The organism is Desulfovibrio sp. SGI.133, assembly GCF_050313955.1.
Classification (GTDB): domain Bacteria; phylum Desulfobacterota; class Desulfovibrionia; order Desulfovibrionales; family Desulfovibrionaceae; genus Desulfovibrio.
Genome location: NZ_JBNPMK010000003.1, coordinates 264,681 through 287,647 on the forward strand (window position 1 = coordinate 264,681; position 22,967 = coordinate 287,647).

Consider the following 22,967-nt stretch of genomic DNA (forward strand, 5'->3'; position numbering starts at 1 on the left):
GTTCATGCTGTCCCCCGGCCTAGAGCTCGATCTGGTTGGCCCAGAACACGGGGCCGTGGTTGCAGGTCTGGACAAGGCCGTTGCGCTTGTCGGCCACGGGCCATTCCTCGGTGGTGCGGGTCACGCAGCCAAGGCAGGCGCCCACGCCGCAGGCCATGCGGTTTTCCAGCGAGAGCTGCACGCGGGCGTTGAGCTCACGGGCGAAGCCGTGCACGGTCTTGAGGAAGGGCAGGGGGCCGCAGGCCAGGATCAGGCCCTTCTGCTCGGCGTATTCGCGCATGCGTTCCTGGATGGTGAAGATGAAGTTGTCCAGGTCGCCGGGCACGGTCTCGCGCAGGCTGTCCAGGGGCACATGCTCGTTGATGCTGTCCACGGGGTAGCAGCTCAGCGGCTCGCGATGGCCAAAGAGCATGGTCACGTTCCACGGCTTGGGGTGCTCGCTCACATAGCCCACGAAGGGCACGATGCCCATGCCGCCGGCCAGCAGCAGGGTGGGGGTGTCGGGCTCCATGGCGAAGCCGTTGCCCAGGGGCCCCCAGACGCGCACGGTGTCGCCGGCCTTGAGTTCGGCCATGCGACGGGTGCCGCGCCCCACGACCTGGAAGAAGCAGATCAGGTGACGGGAAGTCATGTGGCAGATGCCGAAGGGACGGGCCCAGGGCATCTCGAGACCGAACGACGTGGGCCGCACCATCACGAACTGGCCGGGACGCCACGACGGCCAGTCGGGGCGGGTGAGGCGCAGGGCGAAGAAGCGGCTTTCCTGGCCGGTCTGGCCGAAGGGGACCAGATCCAGCACCGTAAGTAGGCAGGAGCTAGGTTGTGTCATCGCGCAAGTATAGGAGCTTGTGCCGGAACGGTCAACATTCCGGGCCCGTCAGAAGCGGGCGGAAGGCGTTTTTTTCTGCCTGTGCCGCAAGCCGGGAAAAGCGCAGGCAAAAAGGCTCGGCCATACCCCGGGGAGAGCCTGCGCCAGAGAGGCGGACGGCGGGCGTCCTGGCCGAGGGATGCTCCGCATATCTGTCCGGCGGTGGCGCGGGAACGCTGCGGAAAATCGTTTCGATTTCAGCGTGTTGCGCCGCCCCATGTCGCACGGTCGGCAAAAAAGGCGGCGAAGGGCCAAGGCATTGCAGGATAACTGTGTAATTTTTCACACGAAAATTGTCAGTACAGACGCGCCGTCACATCTTCCCTTTTGCCATGATGCCCGCTATAGTCAGGTTTCTTTTGGGGCCGGGCCGGAATGATGCTGCTGCAGACCCCGTATAGCCTTTGATTTGCCCTGCATGGAGAATTGAGCATGAGCAAGAAGTTGACTGTTGCCGTTGTGGGCGCCACGGGCGCCGTGGGCCGTGAAATGCTGAAAACCCTGCACGATCGCCAGTTCCCGGCCACGGAAGTGCGTGCTTTCGCCTCGGCCCGTTCCGCCGGGACCAAGGTGCCTTTCGGCGATGACGAGCTGGTGGTGCAGGAACTGAAGGAAGATGTCTTTGAAGGTATCGACATCGCCATCTTCTCCGCCGGCGGCAGCACTTCCGAAAAATTCGCTCCCCATGCCGCCCATGCCGGCTGCGTGGTGGTGGACAACTCCTCCCAGTGGCGCATGGACGACCGCTGCCCCCTGGTCGTCCCCGAAGTGAACCCCGAACATCTGGAAGGCCATCAGGGCATCATCGCCAACCCCAACTGCTCCACCATCCAGATGCTGGTGGCCCTCAAGCCCATCCATGACGCCGTGGGCATCAAGCGCATCGTGGTCTCCACCTATCAGGCCGTGTCCGGTACCGGCCAGAAGGGCCTGGAAGAACTGGAACGCCAGACCCGCGACCTGTTCAACATGCGCGAGCCCGAAAACAAGGTCTATCCTTACCGCATCGCCTTCAACGTGCTGCCGCACATCGACGTCTTCCTGGAGAACGACTACACCAAGGAAGAAATGAAGATGGTCAACGAGACCGTGAAGATCTTCAATGATCCCACGGTCAAGGTGACCGCCACCTGCGTGCGTGTGCCCGTGTTCTACTGCCATGCCGAGTCCGTGAACATCGAGACCCACAAGAAGATGACCGCCAAGGAATGCCGCATCCTGCTCTCGCAGGCCCCCGGCGTGCGCGTCTTCGACAACCCGCGCGAAAAGATGTACCCCATGCCCGCCTACTGCGTGGGCGACGACGAGACCTATGTGGGCCGCATCCGCGAGGACGAGACCATCGAGAACGGTCTGAACCTCTGGATCGTGGCCGACAACGTGCGCAAGGGCGCGGCCCTCAATGCCGTGCAGATCGCCGAGGAACTGCTCAAGCGCGATCTGGTGCGCGTGCCCGACAAGAACGTTTTCATGTCCTAGTCCGCAGCGACAGGATACGGACAGCAGAGGGGGAGGGGCCCGTTCCCGCCGTGGCGGGGCAGGTCCTTCCCCCTGCTTTTTCCGTGCGGAGCGCAGGTACGGGCGTGATCCCCGGCAGCGGGGCGAGGTATTCCCCGCCGCTGCCGTTCGTGCTAGAAAAAGACGTTTCACCGGCGGCAGCCGCCGGCAGGGGCCCTGCCCCCGATCAGCAACCACAACAGGCCGCTCCCGCGCGGGAGGGCCTTTCGCGGGGATGCCATGAAGATTCTGGATGCCGATGCCTGGATGGCGGCCCTGATGGCCGCGCCCCGGCCCGGGGCCGACAAGATCCTGGCCTTTTACGATGCGCGTGTGGACGCCGTTTGTCGTGACGCGCGCTGTCTGCTTCTGCCCCTGGACGACCACATGTGCCACCGGGGCGATGCCCTGTTCGAGAGCCTGTGCTACCGCGAGGGCCGCATCTTTGCCCTTGAGGAACACCTGGCCCGCCTGCGCGACGGCAGCCGCGCCCTTTCCCTGCTGCCGCCCTGTTCGTGGGACGAGCTGCGCACCCGCATCCTGGACGTGGCCCGCGCTTCGGGCACCGATCATGGCGACATCCGCGTGCTGGTGGGCCGGGGGCCCGGCGGTTTCGGCGTCTCGCCCGAGGAGTGCCCGCAGTCCAGCCTCTACATCGTGGCCCTGCGCAAGGAACTGCCCACGGAAGCCTTTTACGAGAAGGGCCTCACGGCCTTTGCCAGCGCCATCCCGCCCAAGCAGGAATATCTGGCCCGCATCAAGAGCACCAACTATCTGCCCAATGTCTTCATGGCGGCCGAGGCCCGGCAGCGGGGCATGGACGTGGCCGTGACCTTTGATGAGGACGGCCATCTGGGCGAGGCCGCCATCGCCAATGTGGGCATCGTGGATGCCGAAGGCCGCCTGTGCTGTCCCGAAGGCCGCCGCATCCTGCCCGGCACCTCCATGCTGGCCGCCCGCAAGATCGCGCCGCAGCGCCTGCCTGTGGTGGAACGCCCCATCCGCCGCGAAGAGATCTTCACCGCCCGCGAGATGCTGCTCTTCACCAGCGCCAGCCTGTGCGTGGGCATCAGCCATTTCGAGGGCCGTCCTATCGGCCAGGGCCCCGACGCCGGCCGCCCCGGCCCCGTGGCCCGCTGGCTGCGTGACGCCCTGCTGGAACACATGCTGGCCACCGGTACGCCGTTCTAGCGTCATAAGACATTTGCAGAGGGAAGGGGCCCCTTGCGCTGCTTCGACGCGAAGGGCCCTTCCCGCAAACTCCCATTCTTTTCCCCAGCGTACGTTACCCGGGAAAGGCTGTCCCCTTATGGTCGGCGACAGCCAGGTGACGTGCGGCAAGAGAACTTCACCTGTATGGCTTTTCATTTTTCCCCAGCTCGTACGGATGCAGCGACAATCCATACAGACATATGCTGTGATGCTTGCAGGTTGCCCGTGACGGATGCCCTTGTCTCCTGACGAAGCGCGTTTGGGGGATGGGGGGGCCTTCCCCCCGGATGCTCCTGCATGACCACCCGCCCCGCCGGCCGTCGTCTGGACGGCGGGCGGGATGTTTTTTATACAGGAAAGGCCCCGTGCGGGCTTTTTTCCTGTTTTTGCCATGACATGCCGCCGGAGCACGCCGGGGCATCCACTCTTTCCAAGGAAGACGCCATTGAAATGCAAGATCTGCAAGGCGACGGCCGTGGTGGCCCTGCGCAGCCACAACGCCGCCTTCTGCCCCGACTGTTACCTCAAGTTCTTTGCCCGTCAGGTGGAAAAGGGCATCGAAGGCCAAAAGCTCTTCACCCGTGACGAACGCATCCTGGTGGCCCTTTCGGGCGGCAAGGATTCGCTGGCCCTGATGCTGGAGCTTTCCCGGCAGGGCTATGACGTCACCGGCCTGCACATCGACCTGGGCATCCCGGAATCCTCGCCCGTGGCCCGCGGCGTGGTGGAGCGCTTTTGCGCCAAGCACGGCCTGAAGCTCATGGTCAAGGAACTGGCCGCCGAGGGGCTGGCCATCCCGCTGGTCAAGGAGCGTCTCAACCGTCCCGTCTGCTCGGCCTGCGGTAAGATCAAACGGCATTTCTTCAACAAGGTGGCCCTGGACGAAGGTTTCGACGCCCTGGCCACGGGCCACAACCTGGACGACGAGGTGGCGCGCCTGTTCAGCAACACCCTGCGCTGGGACACGGCCTATCTTTCGGACCAGGGCCCGCGCCTGGACGGCGAGGACGGCTTTGCCCGCAAGGTCAAGCCCCTGTGGCGCCTGACGGAGTTCGAGACCGCCAATTACGCCTTCCTCATGGGGATCGAGCATCACTACGCCCCCTGCCCCTACAGCCCCGGCGCCAGCTTCAGCACGCTCAAGGCTCTGTTGCAGCGTCTGGAGGCGGCCATGCCCGGCCGCAAGCTGGACTTCTACCAGGGCTTCCTGGCCCGCGCCCGGCCGGTGTTCGCCCGCCGCGAGGCCGAAGAGGGCGTGGAACTGGCGCCCTGCACCAGCTGCGGCTATCCCACCTCGTCCGGCGACATGTGCGGCGTGTGCCGCATCCGTGAAGCCCTCAAGGACAGCAAGTAGCCTTGGCTGCACCGGAAAGATCATGGCGGGGAGGGGCGGCGCCCCTCCCTGTCCTTGCCTTCTTCCCCGCCCGGAGACCGCTGCGCTCGCGCAGAGCCGGGGATTTGCCCGGAGCACCGGCAGCCCTTTTCCGGCTGTCCGTGCGCCGGAGCCTCCATGCCCGGCCCTGTTTGACGGCAGGCGGTACGGCGGCCGGGGCCACGATCGCCAGGGAGGCCCGTCATGGGCGTCGCTGAATATGTCCGGGCCCTGCTGGCCTCGGACAAGCTGGGGCCGCAGGTACGGCATCACCGCTGCGAGCCCGCGCGGGCGGCCGTCTATGCGGAAAGCCGTCTGCCCTGGCCCGCGGCCATCCGGCGCACGCTGGAGGAACGCGGCCTGAGCGGCCTTTACAGCCATCAGGCCCTGGCCACGGACCACATTCGCGCCGGGCATTCCGTGGTGGTGGCCACGCCCACGGCCAGCGGCAAGAGCCTCATCTACAATCTGCCGGTGCTGGAGCGCCATCTGCGTGACAGCGAGGCCCGCGCCCTTTATCTTTTCCCGCTCAAGGCCCTGGCCCAGGACCAGCTGGCCGGGCTGCAGCGCCTGGTCTCCGGCTGGCCCGAGGAGGCCCGGCCCACGGCCGCCCTCTACGACGGCGACACCAGCGACCACTTCCGGCGCAAGATCCGCCGCGACCCGCCCACGGTGCTCATCAGCAATCCCGAGATGCTGCATCTGGCCCTGCTGCCGCACCATGAGCAGTGGGCCCCCTTCCTGGCCGGGCTGTCCCACATCGTGGTGGACGAGGCCCACACCTACCGCGGCGTGTTCGGCGCGCACATGGCTGGTGTGTTCCGCCGCCTCAACCGGCTGGCCGCCCATTACGGCGCCACGCCGTCCTATGTTTTTTGCACGGCCACGGTGGGCAATCCCGGCGAGCTGGCCGCGTCGCTCTCCGGCCTTGACCTGCTGCCCGGCCGCCAGCCGCCCGTGGTGGTGGACCAGTCCGGCGCGCCGCAGGGCGCACGGCATTACGTCTTTCTCGATCCCGACCAGAGCCCGGCCACGGCGGCCATCGACCTGTTGCGGGCCGCGCTGGCGCGCAAGCTGCGCACCATCGTCTACTGCCGTTCCCGCCGCATGACGGAGCTGGTCAGCCTGTGGGCCGGGAGCCTTTCCGGGCCGTGGGCGGGCCGCATCTCCGCCTATCGCGCGGGCTTCCTGCCTGAGGAACGCCGCCAGATCGAGGCCCGTATGGCCTCGGGCGAGCTGCTGGCCGTGGTCAGCACCAGCGCCCTGGAACTGGGCATCGACATCGGCGGGCTGGATGTCTGCATTTTGGTGGGCTACCCGGGCACCATCATGTCCACCCTGCAGCGGGGCGGACGTGTGGGCCGGGCACAGCAGGAATCGGCCGTGGTGCTGGTGGCGGGCGAGGATGCGCTGGACCAGTATTTTATGAGCCACCCCGAAGACTTTTTCAGCCGCCCGGCGGAAAAGGCCGTGGTCAATCCCTGGAACGAGGTCATCCTTGCCCGGCATCTGGAATGCGCGGCCGCCGAGCTGCCCTTGTCCGCCCGTGATCTCTGGCTGGCCCCGGCCCCGGCGCAGGAGGCCCTGCGCGCCCTGGCGGGCCAGGGGCGCCTGCTGCTCTCCGCCGACGGCAGCCAGTGGCTGGCCGCCCGCAAGCGGCCGCAGCGGCTGGTGGACTTGCGCGGGACGGGCCAAAGCTTCGTCATCGAGGACAGCGAGGGCACGGTCATCGGCTCCGTGGACGGCTTCCGGGCCTGGCGCGAGACCCATGTGGGCGCGGTCTACCTGCACCGGGGCCGCAGCTATGTCATCGAGGAGATGGACCCGGCAGCGGGCCGGGTGCGGGCCCGACAGGCCAAAGTGGACTGGTTCACACGGGTGCGCGGCCACAAGAGCACGGACATCCTCGAGGAGCTGGAACGCCGTCCCCTGGGGCGCGGCGTGGTCTGCCGGGGGCGCCTGCGCATCATCGACACCATCACCGGCTACGAGAAGCGCAGCACGCGCGACAACCGCCTGCTGACCATCGTGCCGCTGGAAGCGCCGCCGCAGATCTTTGAGACCGAGGGCCTGTGGTACGTCATCCCCGAGAGCTGCCGCCAGCGCCTTGAAGATGATTTCGTGCACTTCATGGGCTCCATCCATGCCTGCGAGCATACGGCCATCGGCATGTTGCCCCTGCTGGTCATGGCCGACCGCAACGACTTCGGCGGTATCTCCATCCCGCTCCATCCCCAGACCGGCCTGGCCTGCGTCTTCATCTATGACGGCCTGCCCGGCGGCGCGGGCCTGACGCGTCAGGCTTTCGGCCATGCCCGCGAGCTGCTGGAGGTCTGTGCGGCGGTCATCGAGGCCTGCCCCTGCGAGGACGGCTGTCCCTCCTGCGTGCATTCGCCCAAGTGCGGTTCGGGCAACCGGCCCATCAGCAAGGCCGGGGCCCTGCGCCTGATCCGCGATCTGCTGGAGCCCGGTGCGGATGCCGAGGGCGAGGCCCTGTGCGCCGACCTGCGCATCAGCCCGCCGCCGGAACTGCTGCCGCCCAAGCCTGTGGACGAGCCCGCGGCCCCGGTGCCGCCGCCCGTGCCGGACATGGCGGCCATCATGGCGGCCTGGGCCGGACAGGCCCCCGCCCCGGCCCCGGCGGGAGCTGAGGGGCAGGCCGGGCCGGGTGTTCGGACAAGCGCCGCTGGAGCCGGAAAGGCTGGGACGGTGGCCTCGGAAGGCCTTCCTTTGCAGGAGGAACGTATCGGGGACAGCCGGGGAGATGTCGCTGTGATGGGCAGCAGCCCACAGGGCTGGCCGTCCGCCGCAGCCGGGAAGCCTTCCGGCAAACAGGTGGCCTCCTCGCCCCAGTCATCCCCGGCGGCAACAGCCCCCCTGTCGGTTGTACAAAAGCCGGGGCTCATGGCTCCTGCCGCGTCTGCCGGCAGAGCGGGCAGCGTCTTTGGTCGCTCCGAACCCGGTGTGGGCGCGGTGGGCAGGCCGCCGGAACATTATCTGGTCTTTGACGTGGAGACCCGGCGCAGCGCCGCCGAGGTGGGCGGCTGGAACAGGGCCGACCGCATGGGCGTGAGCATCGCCGTGGCTTATGACAGTCGGGCCGACGATTTCTTCACCTATACGCAGGAGGCCCTGCCGGAGCTCTTTGCCCGCATGCGGGCCGCGCAGCTGGTGGTGGGCTTCAATTCCTTCCGCTTCGACTACGCGGTGCTTTCGGCCTTCGCACCCTTCGATCTGCGGGCCCTGCCGGGCCTTGACCTCTTGCGCCGGGTGCAGGACAGTCTCAAGTATCGCGTGTCCCTGGACAATCTGGGGCAGGCGACCCTGGACGAGCCCAAGAGCGCCGACGGCCTGCAGGCCCTGCGCTGGTGGCAGGAAGGGCGGCTGGACGACATCGCCGCCTACTGCCGCAAGGACGTGGATCTGACGCGGCGGCTCTACCTTTTCGGGCTGGAACACGGCTGGTTGCTTTTCACCAACAAGGCCGGGCAGCGTGTGCGCGTGCCCGTGGATTTCAGGCAGTGACGATGGAGACGGCGGAAAAGATCATCCAATGGCGGCGGGAGCTGCACCGGCACCCGGAAGAAGGCTGGACGGAATTCTGGACCACGGGCTTCGTGGCCCGGCAGCTGGCGGACATGGGCCTTGCTCCGCGTGTGGGGCAAGAGGTCATCGACCCTGCCGCACGCATGGGCCTGCCCGCGCCCGAGATCGAAGCCCGGGCCCGGCAGCGGGCGCTGGCGGAAGGGCTGGAGCCGTACTGGCTGGAGCGCATGGGCCGGACCACGGGCCTGGTGGCCGATGTGGGCCCGGCGGACGCGCCGCTGGCGCTGGTGCTGCGCTGCGACATGGACGCCCTGCCGCTCATGGAAGCGCAGGAGGCTTCCCACCGGCCCGTGCGCGAGGGCTTCGCCTCCCGGCATGAAGGCCTGTGCCATGCCTGTGCCCATGACGGGCATATGGCTCTGGGCCTTGGGCTGGCGGCCCTGCTGACGGCGCCGGACGCGGCCCCCCTGCGGCAGCGTGTGCGCCTGCTGTTCCAGCCTGCCGAGGAAGGCGTGCGCGGTGCGGCGTCCATGGTCTCCCATGTGGCGGGGGCGCGGCATTTCCTGGCCGTGCATATCGGTCTGGGGGCCCCGCACAGCGGCGATCTGGTCACCGGCGTGGGCGCCTTTCTGGCCACCAGCAAATTCGATGTCCGTTTCACGGGTCGGGCGGCCCATGCGGGCGCTGCCCCCGAACAGGGACGGGACGCTCTCAAGGGCGCGGCGTCGGCCCTGCTGGGCCTGCATGCCCTGCCGCGTCATGGCCACGGCACCAGCCGCATCTGCGTGGGGCGTCTGGAAGGCGGCAGCAGCCGCAACACCGTGCCTGCCTCGGCCTTCATGGCCTGCGAGACGCGCGGCAACAACAGCGAGGTCAACGACGACATGCTGCGGCGTGCCCGGGACGTCATCGCGGGCGCGGCCGCCATGCACGGGCTGGAATGGCAGCTCGATGTGGTGGGCGGTGCGCCCTCGGCGGCGAGCGACGCAGCCTTTGCAGACATGCTGGCCCGCTGTGCCCGGGAACTGCCGCCCGATGCCCGGGGCGGAGGCTGTTTCCCGCTGCCCCGGATCCGTGAGCAGGGCGATATGGGCGCCAGCGATGACGCCACGACCCTGATGCGGGCCGTACAGGCACAGGGCGGGCTGGCGGCCTATGCCTTTCTGGGGGCCGATCTGGCGGCCGGGCACCATCAGCCGGGCTTCGATTTTGACGAAGCCGTGCTCTGGCCCGGTGTGCGCTGGCTGGAAAAGGTCTGCCGGGAGCTGGCCGGCTAGGACGTTGCCGGGCCATGCGGAAGGGCCGCCCCTGGCGGTTTGCGGGAAAAGCGACCGTTCGGAAGATGCCGTCGCGGCGACGGGGAAAGGCCCCGCAAGCCTGCGGGATAGGGGTATGCCGCCGTGCGGTGCGCAGCTGCCCTGATTTTTCTACATGTGGGAATATTTTTTATAATTGCCTGTATACGCAGGATAATTTTTTGATGGAGCCCCTGCCGTCAGCGGCAGGGTCTGTGGAAAAATGCTGTTTTCCACATTCGGGTCGAAAAATAACAGCCCCTGCTGCTGTCTGTTCTGTCAATAGTTTGAGATAACAGGAAAAATCTTTACGGCACAGCTTCTGCATCATGTCCGGCATCCCGGACGCCGCCATCCGGCAAAGGCGTCGGGCAGAGCAGGAGATGCACGATGGAAAGACGAAGGTTCCTGTATTCGGCACTGGCCGCAGCCTCGCTGGCGGCCATCCCGGCCGCGCGGAGCAGCGCCGCCGCCACGACAGCACGCAGGGAAGGGAGCGCGCCCATGACACCTTCCCAGAGACAGAATCCCATGAGCTGCAACGGCATGGTCACGTCGCCGCACTATCTGGCCAGCCAGGCCGGGCTGGACATCCTGCGGCGCGGCGGCACGGCCATCGACGCGGCTGTGGCCACGGCCGCCACCCTGGCCGTGGTCTATCCGCAGATGTGCACGCTGGGCGGCGACAATTTCTGGCTTATCTATGATGCCCGCACGGGCAAGATGAAGGGCCTCAATGCCAGCGGCCGTGCCGGGGAAAAGGCCACCATCGACTTTTACCGCAGCCGGGGGCTGAGCAAGGTGCCGGCGCGCGGCTATCTGGCCGCCAATACCGTACCGGGCGTGGTCTCGGGCTGGGATGAGGCCTGGAAGTACAGCCGGTCGGCCCTGGGCTCGCAGCTTTCCTTCGCCTCCCTGCTGGACACGGCGCGCGAGCTGGCGGAGCGGGGCTTTCCCGTCAGTACGTCACTGGCCTACTGGAGCGAGGTGGACACCGATCCCACGGATCAGGAATTTCGCGATCTGCAACGCTATCCGGGCTTTGCGGCCACCTATCTCAGGGAAGGCAAGCCCTACAAGCTGGGCGAGGTCATACGCCTGCCCGAGCTGGCGGCCACGCTGGCCCTGCTGGCGGACAAGGGCGCGGACGAGTTCTACAAGGGCTCCATCGCCGCGGCCATAGCGGCGGATCTGGAAAAGAACGGCGGCCTGCTCACCGCACGGGACTTTGCCCGGCATACGGCCGACTGGGTGGAACCTATCTCCGTGCCGTACCGCGACTGCCGGGCCTGGAACCTGCCGCCCAACACCCAGGGCATGGCCTCGCTGGAGATCCTGAACATCCTCAACAACTTCGACCTGTCGCAGATACGGGAAGGCAGCGCGGACTATTACCACCTTATCATCGAGGCCACCAAGGAGGCCTTCCTCGACCGCGATACCTACCTTTCCGACCCGGCCTTCGTGGACATCCCGCTGGATCGTCTGCTCTCGGCCGGGCACGGCAAGCGGCAGGCCGCCCGCATCCGCATGGACAGGGCCGCCACCAAGCTTGCGCCGCTGGACCCCAAGGGCGACACCATCTGGCTGGGCGTGGTGGACGGACAGGGCAATGCCGTCTCCCTGATCCAGAGCATCTACCATGACTTCGGCTCCGGCATCGTGCCCCAGGGCACGGGCGTGCTGCTCCAGAACCGGGGCAGCTTCTTCTCCCTCGACCCTGCGCACGTCAACCGCCTTGAGCCCGGCAAGCGTACCTTCCATACCCTGAACCCGGCCATGCTGCTCAAGGACGGCAAGCCCTTCCTCGTTTACGGAACCATGGGCGGCGAGGGCCAGCCCCAGACGCAGGCCGCCATCGCCACCCGCGTGCTGGATTACGGCATGACTCCGCAGGAAGCCATCGACGCGCCCCGCTGGCTGTACGGCCGCACCTGGGGCAAGTCCAGCAACGACCTCAAGCTGGAAGGCCGCATCCCCGCTGACGTGGCAGACGAGCTGGCCCGGCGCGGGCACCCCGTGCGCCGGGTGGAGGACTATACCGATACCATGGGCCATGCGGGCGCCATCCGCATCGATCCTGTGACCGGCGTCCTGCAGGGCGGTACGGACCCGCGCGGCGACGGCCTGGCCTGCGGCTATTAGACCCGGGCGTCAGTCCTCTTTTCCGGTGGAGCGGCTGCCGGTATGACGGCCGTATCCGGCCGCTGCAGTCTCCCGTACGGGGAGGCGGCAGTGCGGGATGAGTTGTCCGGCAGGACGGCCACAGGCAAACAGACGTAAAAAAGCCCCGGCAATGCCGGAGCTTTTTCGTTATTCCAAAGTCCTTTCATGAGCCGGCAGCCACTGCGGGGCCTTACGGACACCGGTAGCCTGCGGCGGTTCAGTACAGTTTTTCCAGCTCCTTTTCGTCCATGCCGTAGGTATGTTCCGCCGCCGGGAAGGTCCCCGCGCGCACCTCGTCGGCATAGGTCTGGAAGGCCTGACGCATGGCGGTGCCCAGCTCGGCATAATGTTTGACGAATTTGGGCGAAAGACCGTCCACCATGCCCAGCATGTCCTGCCAGACCAGCACCTGGCCGTCGCAGTCCGGGCCTGCGCCGATACCGATAGTGGGCACGCCGACGCTGCGGCTGACCAGAGCGGCCAGCGGTGCGGGCACGCATTCCAGCACGATGGCGAAAACCCCCGCCTGTTCCAGTGCCCGGGCATCGTCCAGCAAGGCCTGGGCGGCTTCCCGGCCCCGGCCTTGCACCTTGTAGCCGCCCATGCTGTGCAGGGATTGCGGCGTGAGCCCCAGATGCCCCATGACCGGGATGGATGCCTGCACGATGGCTTCCACCTGCGGGCAGAAATGGCGGCCGCCTTCCAGCTTCACGGCCTGGGCCCGGCCTTCCTGCACCAGGCGTCCGGCATTGGCGCAGGCCTGCTGCGGCGACAGGTGGTAGGACATGAAGGGCATGTCACAGACCAGCAGGGGCTTGGTAAGCCCCCGGGACACGGCGGCGCAGTGATGGATCATCTGATCCATGGTCACGCTCAGGGTGTCTGGCTGGCCCAGCATGACCATGCCCAGCGAATCCCCCACCAGCACGGCGTCCACATGATCATCCATGAGCCGGGCGACGGTGGCGTCATAGGCCGTGAGCATGGCCAGTTTGCGTTGTCCTTTGGCCTGGCGGAAAGTGACGGCGGTCTGTTTCATGGCGGTCTCCCTTGCTGCGGGCGGGGGCGTGCCCGCCCGGGAAAACGGGCCCGTGGCCCGGGGTGGGAAAAGAAAAGGCGGGGGAAGGACGTATGTCCTTCCCCCGCCCTGATATGGACAGGATGGCTAGAAGCCTTCTTCCAGCGGCGGCCAGACCAGCCAGGGACCGTCAGGCGTCACGGTCTTGCGGTCGGCCGGGGCCAGGAAGACCTGGCGGCCTTCCACGCGCAGGCGGCCTTCGGCCAGCCATTGCAGGGCCTGCGGGTAGATGCGGTGCTCCAGCGGATGGATGCGGTTCATGAGGTCATCCAGTTCCTCACCGGCATTGGCCGGCACGGCGGCCTGGATGATGACCGGGCCGCTGTCCACCAGCTCTTCCACGAAGTGCACGGTGCAGCCCGTGATCTTCACGCCGTAGGCCTGGGCATCGGGGCCGCCGTGGGCGCCCGGGAAGCTGGGCAGGATGGCGGGATGGATGTTGATGACCCGGCCGGGGAAGGCCTGGAGGAAGGTGCTGGTCAGCAGGCGCATGTAGCCCGCCAGCACCACATATTCCGCGCCGGACGCCTTGATGGCGGCCACCATCTCGCGGTCGAAGCTCTCGCGGTCGGCAAAGGCCTTGTGGTCGATGCAGACATGCGGGATGCCGGCCTTTTCGGCGCGTTCGAAGACCTTGGCGCCGGGACGGTTGCCCGCGATGAGGCGGATGTCGATGTCCAGCACGCCCTGGGCGGCCTTGTCGATCATGGACTGGGCGTTGGTACCGCTGCCGGAAGCCAGGATGGCGATTTTCAGGGCCATGGTTTACCTCTGCGGGCTGTAGTGGGCTTTCAGGGCCTCCACCAGCGCGGGGATGGTGTAGGCTTCGGGCTGGATGTGGCAGGGCAGGCCGTTGTCGGCCAGGGTCTTGGCCGTGACCGGGCCGATGGCGGCCAGCTTCACTTCAGGATGGGCGCGCAGCTCGTCCGCCGGGATCAGGGAGAGGAAGTTCTCCACCGTGGAGGAAGAGCCGAAGGTCACGCAGTCCAGGGTGCCGTTCTGCATGGCGGCCAGCACTTCGTCCTTGCGGGCGGCAGCGGGCACGGTCTCGTAGGCGGCGATGACGTCCACCTGCGCCCCGGCCTTGCGCAGCTCGTCAGGCAGCACTTCGCGGGCCTTGGCGGCGCGGGGCAGGAGCATCTTGACGCCGGCCACAGGGCCCATGGCCAGCAGGCCTTCCACCACGCCCTCGGCCACATAGCGGGCCGGGATGAAGTCGGGCTCGATGCCGCGTTCGCGCAGGGCGTCGGCCGTGGCGGGGCCGATGGCCGCCACCTTGCACTGGCCGATGGCGCGACTGTCACGGCCGCAGGCGGCCAGGCGCTTCCAGAAGTGGCGCACGCCGTTGACCGAGGTGAAGATGATCCAGCCGTATTCGGCCAGACGGGCCACGGCGGCGTCCAGCTCGCTGTAGTCGGCCAGGGGGCTGATCTCGATGGTGGGGCACTGGATGACGTTGGCGCCCAGTTCGGTCAGGCTCTGGGCCAGGCCGCTGGCCTGCTCGCGGGCGCGGGTGACCACGATGCTGCGGCCGTACAGCGGACGCTGTTCGAACCAGCCCAGCTGGTCGTGCAGGGAGCAGACCTTGCCCACCACGATGACCGAGGGATTGCTGAATTTGTTGTCCACGGCGGCCTGGGGCAGGGTGGAGATGGTGGCCACCAGGCTGCGCTGGTAGGGCGTGGTGCCGCGGTAGACCAGAGCGGCCGGGGTGTCGGGATTCATGCCCGCGTCCAGCAGGTGCCGGGCGATGTCGGGCAGGTTCTTCATGCCCATGACGAAGACCAGGGTGGAGGCGCTGGCGGCCAGGGCCTTCCAGTTGTGCACGGAACCGGGCTTGTCCGGGTTCTCGTGGCCGGTGATGATGGTCACCGACGAGGCGAAGTTGCGGTGGGTCAGCGGGATGCCCGCATAGGCCGGGGCCGCGATGGTGCTGCTGATACCGGGCACTTCCTCAAAGGGCACGCCGGCGGCCAGCAGTTCCTCGGCTTCTTCGCCGCCGCGGCCGAAGATGTAGGGGTCACCGCCCTTGAGGCGGGCCACCACCTTGCCTTCCTTGGCCTTGCGCACCAGCAGGGCGTTGATCTCGTGCTGGGGCAGGGCATGATTGCCCGCCACCTTGCCCACGTAGATGCGTTCCGCATCGGGGCGGGCATGGCCCAGCAGCGAGTCGTTGGCCAGTGCGTCATAGACCACCACGTCCGCGCAGGCCAGCGCGTCACGGCCCTTCAGGGTCAGCAGCCCGGCATCGCCGGGACCGGCTCCGATAAGATAGACCTTCATTTATACGCCTCCACGCGCCAGTTCCAGCAAGGTGCGGGCGCCGAAGCCCGTGGAACCCACAGGGCAGAGCGCCGTCTTCTTGGTTGCCCAGTCCACGCCGGCGATGTCCAGATGCGCCCAGCGCACGCCCTCACGCACGAAATGCTTGAGGAAGAGCGCCGCGTGGATGGCCCCGCCTTCACGCGGGCCCATGTGGCAGATGTCCGCCACCTCGCTCTTGAGGTTGTCTTCGTAGCCCTTCCACAGGGGCAGGGGCCAGTAATTCTCACCGCCCACGGCACCGGCGGCACGGATGTGCTCGGCCAGGGCGTCGTCATCGCAGAACAGGCCCGCAACCTGCGTGCCCAGGGCCACGGCGCAGGCGCCGGTCAGGGTGGCGATGTCCACCACGGCCGCGGGCGTCCACTGCTTCTGGGCGTAATCCAGGGCGTCGCACAGGGCCAGACGGCCTTCGGCGTCGGTGTTCTGGATCTCCACGGTATCGCCGGAAGCGGCGCGCACCACGTCACCGGGGCGCATGGCATTGCCGCCGGGCATGTTCTCGGCGCAGGCCATGATGCCCACCACGCGGCGGGGCAGCTCGTCCCCGGCGCAGGCCACCAGCGTGGCCAGCACGGCGGCGGCCCCGCTCATGTCGCCCTTCATGGCGTGCATGTTGGCAGCGGGCTTGAGGCAGATGCCGCCGGTATCGAAGGTGATGCCCTTGCCCACCAGCACCAGGGGCTTTTCCTGCTCATGGCCTTCGGGAGCATACTCCAGCACGATGAGACGCGGCGGGCGGGCGGAGCCCTGGCCCACGGCCAGCAGGCAGTTCATGCCGGCTTCGGCCAGATCCTTTTCGTCCAGCACGGTGCACTTGAGACCGGCATCGGCGGCCAGCTTCTGCGCTTCTTCGGCCAGCAGGGCGGGGGAGAGCAGGTTGGACGGCGTGTTGTCCAGACGGCGGGCCAGGCACACGGCCTCGGCCGCGCGTTCGCCGCGGCGGGCGGCCTGCTGGCCGCCGTCGGGCACGAAATCGCCCTCAAAGGCCACGGCCAGCCACTGGGGAGCCGCGGGGGCGTCCTTGGCGGGCTTTTTGAGATCGTATTTGTACAGGGCCAGGCAGGCGGCGTAGACGCTTTCTTCCACCAGGCGCTCACGGCCGCCGGGCAGGGTGGCCAGCTGGGGTTCCAGCAGCAGGATGGATTCCAGGCCCAGTTCGTGGGCACGCTGCACACCGGTGGCCACGGCCGTGCGGATGTCGTCCGTGGTCAGGTCTTCACGGGCGCCCAGGCCGATGGCCAGCACGCGCGGCACGCGCAGTTCGGGATGGCCGTGCAGCAGGGCCTGCTGGCCCTTCTTGCCCTGGAAGTCGCGCATGGCGGGCGCGATGGCCAGCCAGGGAGCCAGATTGTCCAGCGCGGGGCAGGCTTCCAGCATGTTCTCGCCCTGGCAGACAGGCACTATGAGAATCTCGGCCTTCCACTGGTCGGGGCCGAGGCATTGAAAACGGATGTCCATAGATTTCTCCGAAGCATCGAGATGAACGGGCGTCCCGCGTTGCGGGACGGCGACGGCGGGTTGCCATCGCGAGGAGCAGAATATACGCTGTGCCGTCGTTTTTGCCAAGCCGCGAGGCGCTTTGCCGCCCCGGGGCCCTTTTCTCTCCGGCCTGTGCCGTCATCCCTGCCCATCCGCGTCCCTTTCCGCCATGCTCGTCTACATCCACGTCCCGTTCTGCCGCTCCCGTTGCCGCTACTGCGCCTTCCACTCCCTGCCGCTGGGCCCTGCCTCGCCCGACAGTTCGCCCCGGGTGGCGGCCTACCGGGACAGCCTGCTGCGCGAGCTGGATCTTTGGGCCGCGCGTCTGGGCAGGCGACCGGTGGAGAGCGTCTTTTTCGGCGGCGGGACGCCCAGCCTGCTGCCGCCCGCCTTCCAGGCCGCCGTGCTGGAGCGCATCGACCGGCATTTCCATCTGGCGGCCGGGGCCGAGATCAGCATGGAGGCCAATCCCGAGTCCCTGCTGGCCCGCCGGGCCGTGGACGGCTATCTGGCCGCTGGCATCAACCGTATCTCCATGGGCGTGCAGAGCATGGACGACCGTTTTCTTTCCCTGCTGGGGCGGCCGCACCGGCGCGCCGACGTGCTGCGGGCCGTGGAGCATCTGCGGGCCGCGGGCTGCCGCAATCTGGGGCTGGACCTCATGTGGGGCCTGCCGGGACAGGATGCGGCCCACTGGCTGGCCACGCTGGAAGACGCCCTTGCCCTGGAACCGGAGCATGTCTCGGCCTATGGCCTGACGCTGGAAGAGGGCACGCCGCTGGAACGCGACTGGAGCGCCGGGCGTCTTTCCCTGCCCGAAGATGACGAGCAGGAGCGCATGTATCTGGAAGGCATCCGTCTGTTGACCGCGCACGGCCTGGAACAGTACGAGATCTCCAACTACGCCCGCTCCGGCTTTTTCAGCCGCCACAATATGGGCTACTGGACGGGGGCCGACTATCTGGGCCTGGGCCCGGCGGCCACGTCCACCCTGGAGGGCCGCCGCTGGACCGACACGCCCGACCAGGCCCGCTGGCAGGCCGACATCGACGCCGGGCACCCCGACCATGATGCCGAGGCCATCACACCGCGTATCCGGCTGGAGGAACGGCTCATGCTTTCCCTGCGTACCTGTGCGGGCTTCGAGCTGGCGGAATACACATCCCTCAGCGGGCGGGATTTTATGGCCGACCACGGCGACTGGTGCCGCGAGCTGGTCGCCGCCGGGCTGGCCCGTCCGGACGGGGACAGGCTGGCGCTCACGCCGCAGGGCCTGCTGGTCTCCAATGCCGTGGTGGCCGATCTGTTCGAGCGGCTGGACGGGCTGGGGCTGTAACGAGATATGTTGGGCGGGTGAGGGGAGAGGGACACCCTTTTGGAAAAGGGTGCTCCCTCTCCCCTCGTGCTCCCCTCTCCCTTCCCAAAACGTTTGCTCCGGTCCCTGGACGATGCCGGGAGCGCCCCGGCAGCCGTGGGTGTTGGTCTCCCGAGAGGATGGGGACTGGAGGAGAAACGAAACCTTTCCATCGTGTATACTGGTGTGGAGCTAAGGCTGCCCTGATCCGCAGATGGAGGGCAGGCCCGCATGCGCGGGCGCACGGCAGCCGGACATGCACAGGGAAAAAGGATTTTTTTGAAGCATGCCCGCCTTCAGGAAAGGGCAGGAAGACGCGGAACAGAACAAGGAGGACATGATGATGTCACGGGATGCTGACGCACTCCATCGCCGGCACATGCTGGCCGCCATCGAAGCCGCCCGTGAGGGCATGTTGTCCGGCAGGGGCGGGCCGTTCGGCGCCTTGATCACCGACCCGGAAGGCCGGGTGGTGTCCGTGGCCTGCAACGAGGTCCTGGCCAGCCGGGACTGTACCATGCATGCGGAAGTGGCCGCCCTGCGCAAGGTGGGGCATCTGGACCTGCGCGGCCATACGCTCTATGCCACGGGCTTTCCCTGCGTGATGTGCCTCGGCGCCATCCTCTGGTCGCGCGTTTCCACGCTCTATTACTGCAACGATTACGCCATGGCCCGTGCGGCGGGCTTCGATGACGAGGATTTCATGCGCGAGGTCGGCACGGTCTTCGGCTGCACACCTTCGGTGGTGGAAGAGGTCAGGCTGCCCGGGCTCGACATCCTGCGGCTGGCCCTGCCGGAAGGCGCGGCCCTGTATGAGGAATGGAAGGGCCTGGCGGACCGGCAGCTCTACTAGAGGCTGCGTCGCCTTTGAATGATGGCGGTCGATGTCCTGTCCGGGACACCGGCCGTCATTTTTTACGGCGTTGCCGTCCGGGCCCATCAGGATGGCTGGAGACACGTCCCTCCCGGGAAAGGGCGCTGGCGCTGGGGAGGGGGAGAGGGGGGAACCTTTCTCGCACGAGCAGCGACGGGATGGCGGTCCGCAGGGCCGTGCCCGTTGCGGTGCAGGAAGCTGCGGGCATCGACAGCAACGATGGGGCTCCCCCAAAAAAACAAGCAACAGGGCAGACATTGCCCCGATAAAAAGAACGGCCGGCATCCCTTGCAGGATGCCGACCGTTTTTCTGTGTTGCGTTGTTGTGGACCCGGGCGCCATCAGGATGGCGGGAGACACGTCACTCCCGGGTAAAGTGCGCTGGGGGCTTGAGGGGGCACCCCTTAAGCCATGCCTGCCGCCGCAGGGCCCGGCCTAGAATTCCAGGCTGCCGGGAGTGCGGGGGAAGGGGATGACGTCGCGGATGTTGGTGATGCCGGTGAGCATCATCAGCAGGCGTTCGAAGCCCATGCCGAAACCGGCGTGAGGCACGCTGCCGAAGCGGCGCAGATCCAGATACCACCAGTAGTCTTCGGGCTTCTGGCCCATCTCGGCGATGCGGGCCAGCAGCTTGTCCAGGCGTTCTTCACGCTGGGAACCGCCGATGAGCTCGCCGATGCGGGGCACCAGCACGTCCATGGCCGCCACGGTCTCGCCGTCGTCATTGCCGCGCATGTAGAAGGCTTTGATCTCCTTGGGATAGTCATAGACGATGACGGGACGGCGGAAGTGTTCTTCGGCCAGGAAGCGCTCGTGCTCGGTCTGCAGGTCCACGCCGAAGGCCACGGGGAAGGTGAATTCCTTGCCGCTGTCTTCCAGAATGTGGATGGCGTCGCGGTAGGACACGCGGGCAAAGGGCTGGGCCAGCATGCCTTTCAGGCGGTCGATGAGGCCCTTGTCCACGAAGTTGTCGAAGAGCTTGAGGTCGCTTTCACAGCGGGTCAGGGCATGGTCCACCACATGGCGGGTCAGGCCTTCGCCCAGCTCCATGATGTCTTCCAGTTCGGCAAAGGCCATCTCGGGCTCGATCATCCAGAACTCGGCGGCGTGACGCGGGGTGTTGGAGTTCTCGGCGCGGAAGGTGGGGCCGAAGGTGTAGACGCGGCCCAGGCCCAGGGCCAGGGCTTCGGCTTCCAGCTGGCCGGACACGGTCAGGTTGGCCTGACGGCCGAAGAAGTCCTTGGAAAGATCCTTTTCACCGGCGGGCAGGGCGGTCACGCGGAACATCTCGCCCGCGCCCTCGCAGTCGGAACCGGTGAGGATGGGCGTATGCACCCAGGAAAAGTGCTGGCTGTGGAAGTAGTCATGCACGGCGCGCGCCGCTTCGGAGCGGATGCGGAAGGCCGCGCCGTACTTGTTGGTGCGCATGCGCAGGTGGGCGATGCCGCGCAGGAACTCGTCGGAGTGGCGCTTCTTCTGCAGGGGGAAGGATTCGGGATCGGCCAGGCCGAACACACGGATGCTCTCGGCACGCACTTCCCACTTCTGCCCCTTGCCGGGGGAAGCCACCAGCTCGCCGGTGACGGCCACGGAAGCGCCGGTGTTGGCATCGCCCAGGCCTTCGTGGGCGGCGGTGCCCGCATCCACGATGCACTGCATGTTGGTCAGGCAGGAACCGTCGTTGATCTCCACGAAGCTGAAGTCCTTGGCATCGCGGCGGGTGCGGATCCAGCCGCAGACGGTGATCTGGCGCTGCGGGGCCTCGGAGGCCAGGGCATTGACGATAAGGGTGCGTTGCATGACGACTCCTTGTGTCGCAAAAAGGTAGAATGTGTATGGATAAGGCTCTTGCCGTATGTTCGGGACAGGGGGCGCGGTCCTGTGAGAGGAACGCACCCCAACACGTTACTATAACGGCAAAGACGGCGCCCTTCAAGGCCGGGAGCCGGGGCGGCGCCGGGGGATGGCGCTTGGATTTTGGGCAGGAACATGCTTAGATGGAGGGATGGGACTGCCCTCCATCCCCGGCAGTCATGAAACAAGGAGATTCGGACATGAAAAAGATCGCCACGCTGGCCCTGTGCGTCCTGATGCTGGCCCTGACGGCCCCTGTGATCCAGGCGGCCACCCCCCAGGCCGGAGCGCCCAAGGCCGACAAGCCCGCCAAAGTCGATGCCCGCAGCACGCCCGTCTGGGTTGAGCTGGAAGGGACGGACAGCATCGGTGCCCGCCTGGGCATGCGCCTCAAGGAAGCTTTCAACGGCAGCAACCTCTTCAGCCTCACGGACAAGGACATGCCCAAGATGCGCCTGCTGGTGAGCACGCAGTCCGAATTCCCCGGCCGTCCGGGCGTGGGCTCCGTGTACTCCATCTGCTGGACCTTCACCCAGGGCGAGGGCTATCTCGGCTATCTGCTGGCCCGCGAAGTGGGCACCCTGACCTATGAGGAGATCGACGCCCTGGTCAACCGGCTGGTGGAGCGCACCGACGGTCTCTCGGTCAAGTACAGCAACCTCTGGAAGTAGTTTTTTTCTGGGAAAAGGTCGCTCTGCGCTGTTGAAAAAGCCGCTGTCCCCTTGGGGGCGGCGGCTTTTTGCATGGCATGGCTTGCACGCGGGAAGATGTGTTGACGAGGGGGAAGGAGGCCCTTTTGGCTGGCGCGACAAAAGGGCCTCCTTCCCCCTCGTGCTCCCCCTTTCTCCCCAAAACGCGCTCATGGAGTCCCGTGCTCCGCACAGGACGCGAATATCCGTCATGACGGGCGGTCAGGGGAGCTGCAAGCAGCCGTGCCGCCATGGAACAGACCGGGGCAGACGCAGGAAGCGGAGGGGGAAAAGGTCAGTTCCCCATACGGGTGACGTGCAGGCGGGCGGCCAGGGCCTCCAGCACGCGGGCGGGCGTGACGTTGAAGCCCAGGGCCTCCTGCGCCTCGTTGAACCAGAAGCAGCACTGGACGCGCTTCTCGCGGGGCAGCAGGGCCAGGGCCGTGTCCAGGGGGCAGAGGGCGTCGTCATTGCCGGACATGACCCGGCTCATGGATTTCTGGCAGGCCAGCAGTATCTGCCCGGCCAGACGGGCATCCAGGGCGTTGCGGGCACCGGTGCGCTCGAACAGACCGCGACCGCTGGTGATGAACAGGGCCAGGGCCTCTTCCCAGGGCTGGAGGGCCGGATCACGGGAGAGACTGTCGGGCCAGGGCAGGGTCAGGCAGAGAGAGCGCGAGACCAGCGTGGGCAGGAGCTGCTCGCGCTGGGCGGCCAGCAGGACGAAGCAGGAGGAGGGCGAGGGTTCTTCCAGCGCCTTGAGCAGGGCATTGGCCGCATTGCTGCGGTTTTGTTCCACGCCCATGAGCAGCACCACGCGGCGGCCCTGACCGTGGGGAGCGTCGCGCAGTTTTTGTTTGAGCTCGCGGATGTTGTCCATGTTCAGGGCGCGGATGGGGCCGGGATGGGCCTCGTCGTCGGCATTGCTGATGCGGCCGTCGTAGGCCAGCACATCCAGATGCTCACCGGCATCGATCTGCATGCAGGTGGGGCAGATGAGGCAGGGCCCTCCCTCGCCGCCCGGCTGCGGACAGTTGACGCAGGCGGCCCAGTAACGGGCAGCGGCCAGGCGCTGGGGCTCGGTGCCGCCTTCCAGCAGCAGGACCTGCGGCGGGTTGGCGGACAGGCGGTGGAGCACCTCGCGGATGCGGTCGAAGTCCGGCGTGCTGATGTCCTGGAAAAGAGGCATGGCGTCCCTCGCGGTGCGGGAGCGTGACGGTCACGCACCAGGGCAGGGCTGCCTTGATGCGCCTCAGGCTCCACCAAAGATGGTTGGCAGGAAAAGGACCGGCCGGACAGTACGACGGCCTGCACCGCTGCCGGTTATGGCTCCTGTTCCCCGGCAGGAACAGGCAGCG

The 22,967-nt window shown here is 67.1% G+C and carries 16 protein-coding genes; 9 read left to right on the forward strand and 7 right to left on the reverse strand.

Annotation, left to right across the window (positions count from 1 at the left end; translation table 11 throughout):
* Nucleotides 1–19: 19 nt before the first annotated feature.
* Nucleotides 20–829: a dihydroorotate dehydrogenase gene (locus tag ACQRBR_RS06255; RefSeq protein WP_006007298.1), complete on the reverse strand. Its 810-nt coding sequence runs from the start codon at nt 827–829 to the stop codon at nt 20–22.
* A 471-nt stretch (nt 830–1,300) separates the two neighbouring features.
* Here ACQRBR_RS06255 and ACQRBR_RS06260 point away from each other — a divergent pair, with 471 nt between their 5' ends.
* From ACQRBR_RS06260 to ggt, 6 genes are all read left to right on the forward strand, one after another.
* Complete coding sequence (locus ACQRBR_RS06260) at nt 1,301–2,347, forward strand: aspartate-semialdehyde dehydrogenase (protein WP_006007301.1); 1,047 nt, start codon at nt 1,301–1,303, stop codon at nt 2,345–2,347.
* 258 nt (nt 2,348–2,605) lie between these two features.
* A complete protein-coding gene (locus ACQRBR_RS06265; protein ID WP_303880518.1) occupies nt 2,606–3,556 on the forward strand; it encodes an aminotransferase class IV in 951 nt (316 codons plus the stop codon).
* A gap of 466 nt (nt 3,557–4,022) precedes the next feature.
* Entirely contained in the window at nt 4,023–4,931 is a 909-nt protein-coding gene (locus ACQRBR_RS06270; RefSeq protein WP_168934765.1) for an ATP-binding protein, read from the forward strand.
* A 222-nt stretch (nt 4,932–5,153) separates the two neighbouring features.
* Nucleotides 5,154–8,474 carry a DEAD/DEAH box helicase gene (locus tag ACQRBR_RS06275; RefSeq protein ID WP_427812583.1) on the forward strand — a complete coding sequence of 1,107 codons (3,321 nt, stop codon included), beginning with the start codon at nt 5,154–5,156 and terminating at the stop codon, nt 8,472–8,474.
* Between the two features lie 2 nt (nt 8,475–8,476).
* Nucleotides 8,477–9,772 (forward strand): amidohydrolase, encoded by a 1,296-nt coding sequence (locus ACQRBR_RS06280; protein ID WP_303880515.1) that lies wholly within the window; start codon nt 8,477–8,479, stop codon nt 9,770–9,772.
* Between the two features lie 408 nt (nt 9,773–10,180).
* Nucleotides 10,181–11,935 (forward strand): gamma-glutamyltransferase, encoded by a 1,755-nt coding sequence (gene ggt, locus ACQRBR_RS06285; protein ID WP_427812584.1) that lies wholly within the window; start codon nt 10,181–10,183, stop codon nt 11,933–11,935.
* Between the two features lie 238 nt (nt 11,936–12,173).
* On the opposite strand, the gene panB is transcribed toward ggt, so the two are convergent.
* From panB to ACQRBR_RS06305, 4 genes are all read right to left on the reverse strand, one after another.
* On the reverse strand, nt 12,174–12,995 hold the full coding sequence (gene panB, locus ACQRBR_RS06290; protein ID WP_303880511.1) for a 3-methyl-2-oxobutanoate hydroxymethyltransferase: 822 nt from the start codon (nt 12,993–12,995) through the stop codon (nt 12,174–12,176).
* Nucleotides 12,996–13,121: 126 nt separating this feature from the next.
* On the reverse strand, nt 13,122–13,796 hold the full coding sequence (purN, locus tag ACQRBR_RS06295; protein WP_204625666.1) for a phosphoribosylglycinamide formyltransferase: 675 nt from the start codon (nt 13,794–13,796) through the stop codon (nt 13,122–13,124).
* A gap of 3 nt (nt 13,797–13,799) precedes the next feature.
* Complete coding sequence (gene cobA / locus ACQRBR_RS06300; protein ID WP_427812585.1) at nt 13,800–15,317, reverse strand: uroporphyrinogen-III C-methyltransferase; 1,518 nt, start codon at nt 15,315–15,317, stop codon at nt 13,800–13,802.
* Nucleotides 15,318–16,817, reverse strand: coding sequence for a leucyl aminopeptidase (locus ACQRBR_RS06305; protein ID WP_303880509.1), 1,500 nt, complete (start codon nt 16,815–16,817; stop codon nt 15,318–15,320).
* 190 nt (nt 16,818–17,007) lie between these two features.
* Here ACQRBR_RS06305 and hemW point away from each other — a divergent pair, with 190 nt between their 5' ends.
* Complete coding sequence (gene hemW, locus ACQRBR_RS06310; protein ID WP_427812586.1) at nt 17,008–18,174, forward strand: radical SAM family heme chaperone HemW; 1,167 nt, start codon at nt 17,008–17,010, stop codon at nt 18,172–18,174.
* 355 nt (nt 18,175–18,529) lie between these two features.
* The gene (locus ACQRBR_RS06315) at nt 18,530–19,045 is read left to right on the forward strand and encodes a nucleoside deaminase (RefSeq protein WP_427812587.1); all 516 of its coding nucleotides are present in this window, start codon (nt 18,530–18,532) and stop codon (nt 19,043–19,045) included.
* 456 nt (nt 19,046–19,501) lie between these two features.
* On the opposite strand, the gene asnS is transcribed toward ACQRBR_RS06315, so the two are convergent.
* Nucleotides 19,502–20,866, reverse strand: a complete 1,365-nt coding sequence (gene asnS, locus ACQRBR_RS06320) for an asparagine--tRNA ligase (RefSeq protein WP_006007334.1) — start codon at nt 20,864–20,866, stop codon at nt 19,502–19,504.
* Between the two features lie 254 nt (nt 20,867–21,120).
* Here asnS and ACQRBR_RS06325 point away from each other — a divergent pair, with 254 nt between their 5' ends.
* Entirely contained in the window at nt 21,121–21,591 is a 471-nt protein-coding gene (locus ACQRBR_RS06325) for a hypothetical protein (protein WP_239465015.1), read from the forward strand.
* Nucleotides 21,592–21,904: 313 nt separating this feature from the next.
* Here ACQRBR_RS06325 and ACQRBR_RS06330 read toward each other — a convergent pair whose 3' ends face one another.
* Nucleotides 21,905–22,798 carry a DNA polymerase III subunit delta' gene (locus ACQRBR_RS06330; protein ID WP_303880503.1) on the reverse strand — a complete coding sequence of 298 codons (894 nt, stop codon included), beginning with the start codon at nt 22,796–22,798 and terminating at the stop codon, nt 21,905–21,907.
* Nucleotides 22,799–22,967 lie beyond the last annotated feature (169 nt).